At 72.4% G+C, this 13973-nt stretch carries 13 protein-coding genes; 9 read left to right on the top strand and 4 right to left on the bottom strand.

Annotated features, from left to right (window positions below):
• Positions 1-110 precede the first annotated feature (110 nt).
• The 3 genes from CRP49_RS01515 (at position 111) to CRP49_RS01525 (ending at position 3552) form a co-directional block, all read left to right on the top strand.
• Entirely contained in the window at positions 111-878 is a 768-nt protein-coding gene (locus CRP49_RS01515; protein ID WP_097251796.1) for a DUF4142 domain-containing protein, read from the top strand.
• 96 nt (positions 879-974) lie between these two features.
• Positions 975-1766, top strand: coding sequence for a TIGR04222 domain-containing membrane protein (locus CRP49_RS01520; RefSeq protein ID WP_097251797.1), 792 nt, complete (start codon positions 975-977; stop codon positions 1764-1766).
• 151 nt (positions 1767-1917) lie between these two features.
• The gene (locus tag CRP49_RS01525) at positions 1918-3552 is read left to right on the top strand and encodes an alpha/beta hydrolase (RefSeq protein ID WP_097251798.1); all 1635 of its coding nucleotides are present in this window, start codon (positions 1918-1920) and stop codon (positions 3550-3552) included.
• On the opposite strand, the gene hemQ is transcribed toward CRP49_RS01525, so the two are convergent.
• Together hemQ and hemG are read right to left on the bottom strand one after the other, a co-directional pair.
• Positions 3549-4280 carry a hydrogen peroxide-dependent heme synthase gene (gene hemQ / locus CRP49_RS01530; protein ID WP_097251799.1) on the bottom strand — a complete coding sequence of 244 codons (732 nt, stop codon included), beginning with the start codon at positions 4278-4280 and terminating at the stop codon, positions 3549-3551. The two genes, CRP49_RS01525 and hemQ, sit on opposite strands and share 4 nt — an antisense overlap.
• Before the next feature lie 5 nt (positions 4281-4285).
• Complete coding sequence (gene hemG, locus CRP49_RS01535) at positions 4286-5764, bottom strand: protoporphyrinogen oxidase (RefSeq protein ID WP_097251800.1); 1479 nt, start codon at positions 5762-5764, stop codon at positions 4286-4288.
• 158 nt (positions 5765-5922) lie between these two features.
• On the opposite strand from hemG, the gene CRP49_RS01540 reads away from it, so the two are divergent.
• Both CRP49_RS01540 and CRP49_RS01545 read left to right on the top strand, forming a co-directional pair.
• The gene (locus tag CRP49_RS01540) at positions 5923-6885 is read left to right on the top strand and encodes a DUF4349 domain-containing protein (protein WP_097251801.1); all 963 of its coding nucleotides are present in this window, start codon (positions 5923-5925) and stop codon (positions 6883-6885) included.
• A 27-nt stretch (positions 6886-6912) separates the two neighbouring features.
• The gene (locus CRP49_RS01545; protein ID WP_097251802.1) at positions 6913-8307 is read left to right on the top strand and encodes an FAD-dependent oxidoreductase; all 1395 of its coding nucleotides are present in this window, start codon (positions 6913-6915) and stop codon (positions 8305-8307) included.
• A 28-nt stretch (positions 8308-8335) separates the two neighbouring features.
• On the opposite strand, the gene CRP49_RS01550 is transcribed toward CRP49_RS01545, so the two are convergent.
• On the bottom strand, positions 8336-8623 hold the full coding sequence (locus CRP49_RS01550) for a hypothetical protein (protein ID WP_097251803.1): 288 nt from the start codon (positions 8621-8623) through the stop codon (positions 8336-8338).
• A 92-nt stretch (positions 8624-8715) separates the two neighbouring features.
• Between CRP49_RS01550 and CRP49_RS01555 the strand changes: the two genes are divergently transcribed.
• Complete coding sequence (locus tag CRP49_RS01555; protein ID WP_097251804.1) at positions 8716-9540, top strand: rhomboid family intramembrane serine protease; 825 nt, start codon at positions 8716-8718, stop codon at positions 9538-9540.
• 10 nt (positions 9541-9550) lie between these two features.
• Here the strand turns inward: CRP49_RS01555 and hemE are convergent, their stop codons facing one another.
• Entirely contained in the window at positions 9551-10618 is a 1068-nt protein-coding gene (gene hemE, locus CRP49_RS01560; RefSeq protein WP_097251805.1) for a uroporphyrinogen decarboxylase, read from the bottom strand.
• A gap of 110 nt (positions 10619-10728) precedes the next feature.
• Between hemE and CRP49_RS01565 the strand changes: the two genes are divergently transcribed.
• From CRP49_RS01565 to CRP49_RS01575, 3 genes are all read left to right on the top strand, one after another.
• Complete coding sequence (locus CRP49_RS01565; protein ID WP_097251806.1) at positions 10729-11406, top strand: DUF3000 domain-containing protein; 678 nt, start codon at positions 10729-10731, stop codon at positions 11404-11406.
• A gap of 314 nt (positions 11407-11720) precedes the next feature.
• Positions 11721-12380, top strand: coding sequence for a response regulator transcription factor (locus CRP49_RS01570; RefSeq protein ID WP_094222346.1), 660 nt, complete (start codon positions 11721-11723; stop codon positions 12378-12380).
• A 252-nt stretch (positions 12381-12632) separates the two neighbouring features.
• Positions 12633-13925 carry a ribonuclease D gene (locus CRP49_RS01575; protein WP_097251807.1) on the top strand — a complete coding sequence of 431 codons (1293 nt, stop codon included), beginning with the start codon at positions 12633-12635 and terminating at the stop codon, positions 13923-13925.
• Positions 13926-13973 lie beyond the last annotated feature (48 nt).

The following is a 13973-nucleotide window of genomic DNA, read 5'->3' on the forward strand; positions in this document are numbered from 1 at the left end:
GCGGCTGCGGCCGCGCTCAACGGTGCCGAACCGAGCCACTCCGAACTCCGCAGTAATATGCCAAGCCCGCACCCGCAGCAAGCACCCCGGCGTGCGGAGCAGGAGGCACCATGCGACCGCGACCCCCCATCAAGGGCCGAGGCATATTCAACGGCACCGGGCTCATCATCACGGGCCTGGCGGCGACAGTCGCCGCGTTGCTCTTTCCGCTCTGGTCGTACGCCGACCGACCGGACCCGACCGACGCCACCACACTCAGCGCCCAGACGGTGACGACCCCGTACGGCCCGCTGTCCGCGCAGGACCGGGACTTCGTCACCAAGGTCCGGCTCGCGGGCCTGTGGGAGCTGCCCGCCGGGCAGTTGGCGGAGCGGAAGGGGACGACACAGGCCGTACGGGACGCCGGCCGGCACCTGGTCGACGGCCACACCTCCCTCGACGCACACGTCCGCACCGTCGCCTCCCAGCTCGGCGTGCCCCTGCCCAACGAGCCCAACGAGCAGCAGAAGCAGTGGCTCGCCACCCTGAACTCGGCGCAGGGCCAGGACTTCGACCGCAAGTTCGCCGGCATCCTGCGCTTCGCGCACGGCCGGGTCTTCTCGCTGGTCGCCCAGGTCCGCGCCGGCACCCAGAACTCCCTGGTCCGCGACCTGGCCGACGACGCCAACGCGACCGTACTGGACCACATCAAGGTCCTGGAGGCGACCGGGTACGTCGACTTCTCCGCGCTGGCCCGGGACCTCGCCGCGCCCCCCTCCGCCGTGCCCACACCCCCTGAGGTCGACCCCGCCTCCGCGGTGCCGGTGGTGCCCTCGCCGTCGACGACGTACGCCCTGCCGCCCGCCGCCTCCAGCCCGCCGCCGGCGAACAGCCCCTGACCTGCGGGAAAAACGGAACGTCACATACCGGCAACACTCGGTCCGGATGGTGAACAGGGCATGGCGTTTCCCAGGCCTCTGGCATAGAAAAACGTCATGTTCTGGGTCCTCCTGCTGCTCCTGGCCTGGGCGTTCGCCGGCATCACGTGTACCCGGCTGTGCCTGGCCGCCGTACGCGCCGCGGCCGTCGACGCGGACGGCACCACCGCGGACCACGGTCACGCCCTGACGCTGTACGAGGCGGCGTTCCTGTCCGGCGGCCCCGCGCGGGTCGCCGATGTGACCATGGTGTCCATGGCCCGGCAGCGGCGGCTGCTGCTCGCGCACACCGGGTGGGCCACGGTGGTGGACCCGCGCGGCCGCGACGAGATGGAGCAGTCCGTCATAGGGGCCATCGGGCCCGAGGGACAGTCCCGGATCGCTCCGGTGCGGGCCGCGGCGGCGGGCGCCGAGGCCGTGCGCCGGCTCGCCGACGGTCTGGTGCGCGCGGGACTCGCGGTGCCCGACGGCGCGCGGACGACGGTGGCGGACGGGATGCGCCAGGTGCGCGCCGCCGCACTGGTCGTGCTGGCGCTGGGCCTGACCGCGCTGCTGATGCCCGGCCAGACCGGCATGCCGCGCCTCCTGGTCGCCCTGTGGTTCGCGCTGCCGCTCACGCTGACCCTGAGCTGCCTGGCCATCGCCCGGGTCGAGGTGCATCCGTACTCGCGCTGGGCCTCCCCCGCCGGACAGCGGCTGCTCGGGACGCTGACCCGGCGGTCGGCCGGCGACGGCAACGGCGACGAGCGGTCCTTCCTCACCTCCGTCGCCGTACGCGGCATCCGCGCGATCGGCGAGCCGGAACTGCGCGCGGCCTTCACCCACCGCGACCAGCCCTGGCGGGAGTGAGGACGGCGGACTCGGGGGCGCATCGGGGGCATTGACGGCGACACCCGCCGGACGGTGCTTGCCTTCGCCGACAGCCGAACGAAACATCCCTTTTGTCGTCGCCGGGCCGTGGCAGCCGTGCCATCGCCGCGGCGCACCGAAGGGATACGCGATGAGAGCTGCCGCCCTGTACTCGGCCGCCGGTTCCTTGCTCCTGACCACGCTGGCCGCGGCCCCGGCGGGCGGCGCCCCCGCCGCACCGGGCTCGGCAGAGCTGCGGGGGACCGCGGTGGCCGCCGCGCGCGCCCGAGCGGCCGGCGTCGACTTCGGCAAGTGCGCCGCCGAGCCGGACGCGCCGGCCGGCATGCAGTGCGGCACGGTGAGCGTTCCGCTGGACTACGCGCACCCCGACGGCCGGCAGATCAGACTGACCGTCAGCCGGGTGAAGGCCACCCACAAGGACCCGCACAACAGCAAGCGGAAGGTGCCCCGGCAGGGCGCCCTCGTCTACAACCCGGGCGGCCCCGGCGCGTCCGGCATGTACTTCCCGCTGATCGGCATGCTCCCCGAGTGGAAGCGGATCGCCGCCGCCTACGACCTGGTCGGCTACGCCCCGCGCGGGGTGGACCGTTCGGCGCCGCTGTCGTGCGTGGACCCCAAGAACTTCTTCAAGGGGCCCACGCAGTCGCCGACGCACCCCTCGGAGCAGTACAAGCGCCAGCGCATCGAGCAGGCGAAGGCGTACGCGCGCGGCTGCGCCGAACGGTCCGGCGGCAGGCTGCGGTTCTACAACTCCCTCAACAACGCCCGTGACCTGGACGTCCTGCGGGCGGCGCTGGGCGAGGACCGGCTGACCTTCATGGGAGCGTCGTACGGCACCTACTTCGGCGCGGTGTACGCGACGCTGTTCCCCTCGCATGTGCGGCGGATGGTGCTGGACTCGGCGGTGGACCCGGACCCGGCGAAGGTCTGGTACGGCGACAACCTCGACCAGTCGGCCGCGTTCGAGGACCGCTGGACCGACTTCCGCGAGTGGATCGCCCGGCACGACGACGTCTACCGGCTCGGCGACACGGCGGCGAAGGTGCAGCACAGCTACGACACCGCGCGCGGGCGGCTGGCCGCGAAGGCCGCGGACGGGAAGGTCGGGCCGGGGCAGTTGCAGAACGCGTTCCTCACCGCCGGGTACTACGACGACGTCTGGCCGAGCCGGGCCGCCGCGCTGTCGGCCTATCTGCGGGGCGACGCGAAGCCGTTGGTCCGGCTGGCGGCGCCGAGCCCGGAGGCGGCCGCCGAGGCCGAGAACGGCAACGCGGTGTACACGGCCGTCGAGTGCAACGACGCGGCCTGGCCGACGGACTGGCAGGTGTGGGACCGCGACAACACGCGGCTCGCGCGCGTGGCTCCGTTCATCACCTGGGACAACGCGTGGATGAACCTGCCGTGCGCCTACTGGCCCGCACCCCGGCAGCAGCCGCTGGACGTGCGCACCGGACCCGGTGAGCTGCCGCCGGTGCTGATCCTGGCGGCCGAACGGGACGCGGCCACGCCGTACACGGGCGCGCTGGAGATGAACCGGCGGCTGGCCGACTCGGTGCTGGTGACCGAGCGGGACGCGGGCACGCACGGGATCGGGGGCGGCCCGAACAAGTGCGTGAACGCGCACCTGGACGCCTACCTGCTGGAGGGCCGGCTCCCGGGGCGGCGCGCGGCCTGCGCACCGCACCCGGAGCCGAAGCCCGAGGCCCCCGCGGACAGTGCCCCGAAGCAGTCCCTACGGGACTCGCTCAAGGGCAGGACCGCCTAGGCGAGCCCGGCCACCAGCTCGGCCACCGACTTGCGGCGCCCGGTGAAGAAGGGAACTTCCTCGCGGACGTGCATGCGGGCCTCCGAGGCGCGCAGGTGGCGCATGAGGTCGACGATGCGGTACAGCTCGTCGGCCTCGAAGGCGAGGAGCCACTCGTAGTCGCCGAGGGAGAAGGAGGCGACCGTGTTGGCGCGCACGTCGGGGTAGCCGCGGGCCATCTTGCCGTGGTCGGCGAGCATGCGGCGGCGGTCCTCGTCGGGCAGCAGGTACCAGTCGTAGGAGCGCACGAACGGGTAGACGCTCACGTAGTTGCGGGGCGTCTCGTCGGCGAGGAACGCCGGGATGTGCGAGCGGTTGAACTCGGCGGGGCGGTGCAGCGCCATGTTCGACCAGACCGGCTCCAGGGCGCGGCCCAGCCTGGTGCGGCGGAAGAGGTTGTACGCCTCCTGCAGCTGGTCGCTGGTCTCGGCGTGCCACCAGATCATGAGGTCGGCGTCGGCGCGCAGGCCGGAGACGTCGTAGGTGCCGCGGATCGTCACGTCCTTGGCGGCGAGCTGGTCGAACAGCTCCTGGACCTCGTCGGCGTAACCCGCGCGGTCCTCGGGCAGTACGTCCTTCAGCTTGAAGACCGACCACAGGGTGTAGCGGATGACCTCGTTGAGGTCCTTGGCCAGCTTGCCCTTGTTCGGGATCCTGCCGGACTCGGTGGTGGGGGCGTCGTCACTCATGGTCCCTATTCTCCCGCTCCGCCGTGCAGGCTCTGCACCGGGTTGGTCATCAGCTCCTCCACACCGGCCAGGTCGCCGCCCAGCTGGTCCACCGCCGCGTACGCGCTCGCGATGCAGGCGGGAATACCGACGCCGTCGTACTGCGCGCCGCACACCGCGAGGCCCGGCAGCTTGGTGACGTGCTCGCGGATGCGGGCCACGCGCGCGTGGTGGCCGACGGGGTACTGGGGCAGGCCGTCGGTCCAGCGGGTCACGCGGGTCCGCAGGGGTACGGCGTCCAGGCCGGTCGCCTCGCGCAGGTCGTGCCGGGAGACCTCGACCAGGCCGGCGTCCTCGCGCTGCAGGATCTCCGCCTCGCCGTAGCGCCCCACGGAGGTGCGCAGCACCACCACGTCCGGATCCTCGTCCGCGATCCAGCCCCACTTCTGGGAGGCGAAGGTCGACGCCTTGATGGTGCGGCCGTCGACGGGCGGCACCAGGAAGCCACTGCCCTCGGGGAGGGCGAGGTCGGCCCGGCGGTAGGCGAGGGTGATCAGCGCCATGGAGGCGTACTCGACGGCGGCGAGTTCGGCGGCGGCCTCGGGGGACTCGGCGCGCAGGAGGCCGGCCGCGACGGGCGCGGGGACGGCGACGATCACGGCGTCGGCATGCAGGACACGGTCGCCGGCGACCACGCGCCAGACCGTGTGCGGCCGCGCCGCCGCATCCGGCTCGGCCACCCTTCTCAGCTCGGTCACCGCGGCGCCGGTCAGGATCTCCCCGCCCCGGGCCCGCACCGACTCGGCGACCGCGAGCGGCAGTCGGCCCACCCCGCCCTCGATGCCCATGAACACGGGCCCGGTCTGCCGGCTCGCGGCGGCCTTGGCCTGAATGTCGCGGACGGCCGCGGTGAGCGAGTCGTGGGTGCGGGCGGCCTGGAAGAGCTGCGGGACGGCCGAGCGCATCGAGATGCGGTACGCGTCACCCGCGTACACCCCGCCCAGCAGGGGCTCGACGAGACGGTCGACGACCTCGCGGCCGAGCCGCGCCGCCACGTACTCCCCCACGGCCACGTCGTCGCCGACCTCCGTGCGGGGCAGTTCGGCGTCGCGCTCGATGCGGGCCAGGCCCTCGTCGGACAGGACTCCGGCCAGGGCGGTCGCCGTGCCGGGGACGCCCATCACATGGCCCTTGGGCATCGGGCACAGGACGCCGCGCGTCCAGATCGAGGCGGTCGCGGTGGCCGGCGGCTGGAGCTGCCCGGTGAGGCCCACCTCGCGGGCGAGAGCCACCGCCTCGGGGCGGCGGGCGAGCATCGACTCGGCGCCCAGGTCCACCCGCACGCCCGCGATCTCGCCCGGCAGCAGCTTGCCGCCGACCCGGCCGGAGGCCTCCAGGACGGTCACGCGCAGCCCACGCCCCAGCAGCCGGTGGGCCGCGGCCAGCCCGGCGATACCGGCTCCGATGACGACGACATGCCCCGTGCTCGTACCCGTTGCGCTCATGGCCCCACTCTCTCAGACCCCACTGACACCGCCGCCCCGGCCCGGTGTCCGGGACGAGTCCGGACCGTGACCGCATCGGAACCGCCGCCGTCCAACGTTCCCGCCCGCACCGGCGTCGAAGAAGCGTCACAGGTCACCGTCACCGGGGGGTTCCGCCCATGCGCACACCACGCTCCGCACGTTCCGCACGATCCGTCCAGGTCCTGGCCGGGGTCCTCCTCGCCGCCTCCCTCGCGCTCGCCGGGTGCAGCGGCGCGAACGACTCGGGCGACGCCAAAACCGCCGCGGGCAGCGCGGCGCAACAGCCGGGTGCCGCCGGGGCCAAGGCGGAGGGCGCCAAGTCGGCCCCCAGAGCGCCCAAGCTGACCCCGAGCGCCATCATCCGCACCGCCTCCCTGACCGTCGAGGTCAAGGACGTGCCCAAGGCCCTGGAGGAGGCCCGTACGACCGCCGAGAGCGCGGGCGGCTACGTCGGCAACGAGACCACGAGCCGGGACGCAGCGGGCCACGAGCAGACCCGGGTCGTGCTGCGCGTGCCCACCGAGAAGTACGACGAGGTCCTCGCCGACCTGCAGGGCTCCGGCAAGCTGGTCGACCGCACGGCGAAGGCGGTGGACGTCACCGACCAGGTCGTGGACGTGGACAGCCGGATCAAGTCGCAGCGCGCCAGCGTGGCCCGGATCCGCGAGCTGATGGACAAGGCGACCAAGCTGAGCGACGTCGTCACCCTGGAAGGTGAGCTGAGCAGCCGGGAGGCCGACCTGGAGGCGCTGCTCGCACAGCAGGCGTCCCTGAAGGACCGCACCAGCCTCGCGACCATCACCCTGGCGCTGTCCGAGACGCCCGTGAAGAAGGCCGCCAAGGACGACACGCCCGGCTTCGTGGACGCCCTGTCGGGCGGCTGGCACGTGTTCGTCACGATGCTGCGCTGGATCGCCCTGGCCCTCGGCGCGGTCCTGCCGTTCGCCGCACTCGCGGCCCTGCTGGCGCTGCTGTGGCTGCGCGTCGTACGCCCCCGCCTGCCCCGCCACGCACAGCCCGCACCCGCGACGGCGCCCGTCGCCCCGCTGCCCCAGGCGCGCCCGGTGCCGGACCCGTCCCGCGCGCCCGACGAGGACTGAAATGATCTCGCCCCGTAGCGTGTTCGCATGAGCATGAGTGGTGGGCGGGGCGGCAGGGAACGGCTGGTCGTGATCGGCGGCGACGCCGCGGGGATGTCCGCGGCGTCGCAGGCGCGCCGGATGCGGGGGCCGGACGAACTGGAGATCGTGGCCTTCGAGCGCGGCCACTTCTCCTCCTTCTCGGCGTGCGGGATCCCGTACTGGGTCGGCGGTGACGTGCCCGAGCGGGACCGGCTGATCGCGCGCACACCCGAGGAGCACCGCGCGCGGGACATCGACCTGCGGATGCGGACCGAGGTCACGGAGATCGACGTGGCGGGCGCCCGGGTACGCGCGCGTGACGTCGATTCCGGGGACGAGTCCTGGGTGTCGTACGACAAACTCGTGATCGCGACCGGCGCCCGCCCGATCCGCCCGGACATGCCGGGCGCGGACGCCCCGGGCGTGCACGGCGTGCAGACGCTCGACGACGGCCAGGCCCTGCTCGACTCGCTGGCCCACACGCGTGGGCGGCGCGCGGTCGTCGTCGGCGCCGGATACATCGGCGTGGAGATGGCCGAGGCGCTCATCCACCGCGGCTTCCAGGTGACGGTCGTCAACCGCGGCAAGGAGCCCATGTCGCCCCTCGACCCGGACATGGGCCGCCTGGTGCACCGGGCCATGGAGGGCCTGGGCATCACCATGGTGAACGACGCCGAGGTCACCAAGCTGCTCACCGGTCAGGACGGCCGGGTCCGCGCGGTGGCCACGGAGGACGCCGAGTACCCCGCGGACATCGTCGTCTTCGGCATCGGCGTACGCCCCGAGACCGCGCTCGCCCGGGCGGCGGGCCTCCCCCTCGGCGCCCGCGGCGGCCTGCTCACCGACCTCGCGATGCGCGTACGCGGCCACGAGAACATCTGGGCGGGCGGCGACTGCGTCGAGGTGCTGAACCTGGTCTCCGGGCAGGAGCAGTACGTCCCGCTCGGCACCCACGCGAACAAGCACGGCCAAGTCATCGGCAGCAACGCGGGCGGCGGTTACGCCATCTTCCCGGGCGTGGTCGGCACGGCGGTCAGCAAGGTCTGCGACCTGGAGATCGCCCGCACCGGCCTGCGCGAGAAGGACGCCCACCGCGTGGGCCTCCAGTTCGAGACCGTCACCATCGAGTCGACCAGCCGGGCCGGCTACTACCCCGGCGCCTCCCCCATGACGGTCAAGATGCTCGCCGAACGCCGCACCGGCCGCCTCCTCGGCGTACAGATCGTCGGCAGGGAGGGCGCGGCCAAGCGCGTCGACATAGCGGCGGTGGCACTGACCGCGCAGATGACGGTGGAACAGATGACGGCCCTGGACCTGGGCTACGCCCCGCCGTTCTCACCGGTGTGGGACCCGGTCCTGGTGGCGGCGAGAAAGGCGACCGCGAAAGTACGGGCAAGGTGAGCCACCCCTGCCTCACCCCGCAACGCTCCTAAGCCGTCCCACTGATCCGCGGCAGAGAAGCGACGGACGCGCTGGAAGAAACGGCGGTCGGCTGCTCCCCGGCGGGCCTCGCATGTGTGGCCGCCGGCCGGGTGGACCGCAGGCGATGGCTGACCGCCTCGTCCAGAGTCACCGGCCGCCCCGTCTGCGCGGCCAGCCGCCCGGCTTCCTGACCGAGCCGCGCGACATCTTCCCAGGGAAGCCGCACCACCAGGGAGACTTCGGCCTCCCCATCGGGCAGAGCATGCATCGCCGAAACCTGCGGAGCGTTCGTCATCGCCTGATCCTCACGTCGGTTGAGAACAGATACGCAAGCCCGCCCACCCGCGTTCACCGGTTCGCGCGCCGCATCGCGGGCACTACTCCTGTGTGGTCATCCCCGTCCATGACGTGAACCCGGTACGCCGCACGCCCTACGTGACGTACGCGCTCATCGCCGTCAACGTCCTCGTCTTCCTCACCACACCCGGCATAGCCGGCTCCGTGGCCGGCGGCAGCGACCTGGCACAGCTGTGCCACCTGCAGGCCTTCATGGACCACTACGCGGCGGTCCCCCGGGAGCTGATCCACCATCAGCTGCCGCGGGTGGTCCCGACGGGCGACGTGGGTGTGGGCCCGCACGGTCCGGGCTGTGTGGTGGGACCGGCCCGCTACGACAAGTCCCCGCCCCTGTCCGTGTTCACCGCGATGTTCCTGCACGGCAGCTGGCTGCACCTGCTGGGCAACATGCTCTTCCTGCTGATCTTCGGCAACAACGTCGAGGACCGGATGGGCCACATCCGCTACTTCCTCTTCTACGTCGTCTGCGGCTACGCGGCCGGCTACGGTTTCGCGCTGCTCAACGCCGACTCCGGCGACCCGCTGATCGGCGCGTCCGGGGCGATCGCCGGAGTCCTGGGCGCCTATCTGGTGCTGTATCCGAGGGCGAGGGTGTGGGTCCTCGTCCCGTTCCTGGTCTTCCTGCCGCTCAGGCTGCCCGCCTGGCTGGTGCTGGGCTTCTGGTTCGTGCTCCAGGCGGTGTACTCCTCGGGGCACGGTGTCTCCGGCGCCGGGACGGTGGCGTACGCGGCCCATGTGGTCGGCTTCGTGGCGGGCATGCTGCTGGCCTGGCCGCTCAAGCCCGGCACCCCGCCCCCGCCGGAACCGCGCCGCCTGCTGTTCGGCAGGCAGGCCCGGCCCCGTCAGGTGTGGTGAGCGGGTGCGCTCAGCGGGCGCTGTGTGTGTGGACGTACTCCACGAGCCGGGTCAGCGCGTCCGGGTCGGTGTTGGGCAGCACGCCGTGGCCAAGGTTGAAGACGTGCCCCTCGAGACCGGCGGCCGCGTCCAGCACCTGCTGGGCACTGGCCTCGACGGTGTCCTTGTCGGTGAACAGGACGGTCGGGTCGAGGTTGCCCTGCAGCGCCTTGCCGGGGCCGACGCGGCGCACGGCCTCGTCCAGCGGGACGCGCCAGTCGACGCCGACGACGTCCGCACCGGCCTCACCCATGAGCTTCAGCAGCTCACCGGTGCCGACACCGAAGTGGATGCGCGGGACGCCGTAGCCGGCGACGGCCTCGAACACCTTCGCCGAGGCGGGCATCACGGACTTCACGTAGTCGGCCGGGGCCAGCGCGCCCACCCAGGAGTCGAACAGCTGGACGGCCGAGGCGCCCGCCTCGATCTGCACCTTCAGGAAGGCGGCCGTGATGTCGGCCAGGCGGTCCAGCAGGTCGGCCCACAGCTCGGGGTCGCCGTACATCATCGCCTTGGCGTTCTCGTACGTACGCGACGGACCGCCCTCGACCAGGTAGCTCGCGAGGGTGAAAGGCGCGCCCGCGAAACCGATCAGCGGGGTCGAGCCCAGCTCACGGGTGAGCAGGCCGATCGCCTCGGTGACGTAGGGGACGTCCTCGGGGGTGAGGTCGCGCAGCCGGGCGAGGTCGGCGCGGGTGCGGATCGGCTGCTCGACGACCGGGCCGATGCCGGGCTTGATGTCGAGGTCGAGGCCGATGGCCTTGAGCGGGACGACGATGTCGCTGAAGTAGATCGCCGCGTCCACGTTGTGCCGGCGCACCGGCTGGAGTGTGATCTCGGTGACCAGCTCGGGCCGCATGCAGGACTCCAGCATGGGGATGCCCTCGCGCACCTTGCGGTACTCGGGCAGGGAGCGGCCGGCCTGACGCATGAACCACACAGGGGTGTGCGGCACGGGCTCGCGCCTGCACGCCTTGAGGAAGGCGCTGTCGTACGTCGCTGTCGGCTGCTGGCCCGTGGAGGCGTCGTTGGCGGTCACGGGGCAAGTCTCGCATGTCACCGGGAAGCGGAACGCAGGTGGCCACGGCAACAGCGGGTGCGGGGTGTGTTGCCCTGCACAAAGCCCCGGTTCCCCTTACTCTTCCCCGCATGGCTGCGGCTCAGGGACGACTGTCGGACGGCGCTGACGGAATGGACGACGCGAAGGAGAACGCGGAGGCGGAGGGGCGGGCGGGTACGGCGGGGCCGCCGGCGTTCCGGGCGGCGGTCGACGCGCTGCGGGCCGCGCGCCTGAGGCCGCAGGTCGAGGTGGAGCCGACGCCCGCCCCGCAGCGGCTGGCTCCGTACGCGTACGCGGTGGAGGCCGTGGTGGCCGACGGCGAGCAGGAGCTGGCCGACGGGCGGCTGGTGCTGCTGCACGACCCGGCCGGGCATGACGCCTGGCACGGCACGTTCCGGCTGGTGACGCTGGTGCGTGCGGAGCTGGAGCCGGAGATGGCGGCCGATCCGCTGCTGCCCGAGGTGTGCTGGTCGTGGCTGACCGGTGCGCTGCAGTCGCGCGGGCTGACCTACGGCGAGCCGAGCGGCACCGTCACGCGCGCCAGCTCGCACTACTTCGGCGGTCTGGCCGAGCGCCCCGCCGCCTCGCAGATCGAGATCCGTGCTTCCTGGACGCCCCGCGAGGGCCTCGGCGGGGCGCCGGACACCGCCGGCCACCTGGCCTCCTGGTGCGATCTGCTGGCCCAGGTCGGCGGGCTGCCCCCGGCCGGACCGGGCGACGCCTCGGTGGTGTCCCTGCCGCAGCGCAGGGGCCCGCAGTCCCGGTGACGTGACCCCCGGTCGCACCGGCGTACTCCGCACAGACCTCCGCAACACACCTCGGTACTCCTCATAGACCCCTTGTTGACCATCTCTTTGTCGATACGGCCACTTTCCGCACTCGAATCGCACCGGCCCGAACCGACTCGATCTTCGGATGATCGATCGCGTGTCCGAATTGCACGGATTGTTACTCACTAGATCGTGATCATTCTCTAAAGGCGGGCGCGTTTGCTGCCGAAGACGACTGTGACCTTGAAAGCACGGTTCGTCCCGGCTTCTTCCCCCCAAGCCGGCCCCGTCCCCCCACCCCAGGAGGCCTGGTGTCCGTTCTCCTCGAGCAGCCCGCAAGCCTGGTCGCCTACCGCCCGAACAAGCCGACCGCCATGGTGGTCGTGGCCGACCCGCGCGTCCGCTCCACCGTCACCCGCCATCTGTGGGCGCTCGGTGTGCGCGATGTCATCGAGGCCTCGTCCATCGCGGAGGCTCGTCCCCGCATCGGCAACCCCCGCGACATCTGCGTCGCCGACGTCCACCTGCCCGACGGCTCCGGCCTGACCCTGCTGTCCGAGACCCGCGCCGCGGGCTGGCCCAACGGGCTGGCGCTCTCCGCCGCCGACGACATCGGCGCCGTCCGCAACGCCCTGGCGGGCGGGGTCAAGGGCTACGTCGTCACCGGCACCCGGACGAACATCGGACTCCCCGCCCGGCCCGGCGCCACTCCTCTCGGCACCGCCGCCCGGATGCACCGCCGCCCCCCGGGTGCCCCGAGCCACCCGGGCGGCTACCGCGAGCTGTCCGGACGCGAGGTCGAGGTGCTGCGCCTGGTCGCGGAAGGCCAGTCGAACAAGGCCATCGGCGTCTCGATGGGCCTGTCCGCCCTGACCGTGAAGAGCCACCTCGCCCGCATCGCGCGCAAGCTCGGCACGGGCGACCGGGCCGGCATGGTCGCCGTGGCCCTGCGCACCGGGATCATCCACTGAGTCCCTGACCCTGACCCTGACCCCTCTATCCCCTGCCCCTGCCCCTGACCCCTCTATCCCCTGCCCGCTGAACCCGTGAACCTCTAAGCCCTTGAGCCCCTGACCCGCACCGCCGCTGAGCCGCGCGGCGGAGTCCCGGTTCACTCATGTGAACCGTAAGTTTCACCGGCCTGACTGGTTTACGACCCTCCGGTGCCCGTCGACGGAACGTTCCGTCGACGGGCGCTGTCCACACACAGATACCCTTGACAGGTGACCGACGCCCAAGAGACCGCAGCAGACAGCGCCCTGCGCACCACCGGAGGCACCCCTCCGGACGACGCCGGATCTTCTGTGACGGGGGCGCCGACGCCACTTCTCGAACCCCGCGAGGGCATTCCGCCGGTGATCGCCGACGAGAACGCCCTCGCCGAGGTGATCGCCGCCTTCGCCGCCGGCTCCGGCCCCGTCGCCGTCGACGCCGAGCGTGCCTCCGGCTACCGCTACGGCCAGCGCGCCTATCTGGTGCAGCTGCGCCGCGAGGGCGCCGGCACCGCACTGATCGACCCCGTCGCCTGTCCCGACCTGTCCGGTCTGGGCGAGGCGCTGTCCGGCGTCGAGTGGGTGCTGCACGCCGCCACCCAGGACCTGCCCTGCCTGCGTGAAATAGGCATGGTGCCGAGCGTCCTCTTCGACACCGAGCTGGCCGGCCGGCTCGCCGGGTTCCCGCGGGTCGGTCTCGGCGCCATGGTCGAGGGCGTCCTCGGGTTCGTCCTGGAGAAGGGGCACTCCGCCGTCGACTGGTCCACCCGCCCGCTGCCCGAGCCGTGGCTGCGCTACGCCGCCCTGGATGTGGAACTCCTCGTCGACCTGCGGGACGCCCTGGAGAAGGAGCTGGACCGGCAGGGCAAGCTGGAGTGGGCGCGCCAGGAGTTCGACGCGATCGCGTCCGCGCCGCCCGCCGAGCCCCGCAAGGATCCCTGGCGCCGTACGTCCGGTATGCACAAGGTGCGGCGGCGTCGGCAGCTGGGTGTCGTAAGGGAGCTGTGGCAGACGCGGGACAGGATCGCCCAGCGACGGGATGTGTCGCCGGGCAAGGTTCTCTCGGACGCGGCCATCGTGGAGGCCGCGCTCTCTTTGCCCGGCAACGTGCATGCGCTGGCCGCGCTGAACGGGTTCGGGCATCGGATGGGGCGGCGGCAGCTGGAGCAGTGGCAGGCGGCGGTGGATCGGGCGAAGGCTTTGACCGAGTCGCAGTTGCCTCAGCCGGGACAGCCGGTCGCCGGGCCGCCACCGCCGCGGGCCTGGGCCGACAAGGACCCCGCTGCCGCGGCTCGGTTGTCCGCGGCTCGGGCGGGTGTGTCGGCCTTGGCTGAGCAGCTCAACATGCCTCAGGAGAACTTGATCTCCCCGGACACGGTGCGCAGGATCTGCTGGGAGCCGCCGTCTGCCGATGTGAAGGCCGTGGAGGATGCGCTTGCGGGGTTCGGCGCGCGGGCTTGGCAGGTGGAGCAGGTTGCGCCGGTGCTTGTTGCTGCGCTGGCGGGTGAGGGTGCGGGTGCCTAGCCGCCGTAGCGCTTCCTCGCGTACGGCGGCTGCGGGTCGTCTTGGGTT

The sequence above is a fragment of the Streptomyces sp. Ag109_G2-15 genome (assembly GCF_900215565.1).
GTDB lineage: Bacteria > Actinomycetota > Actinomycetes > Streptomycetales > Streptomycetaceae > Streptomyces > Streptomyces diastatochromogenes.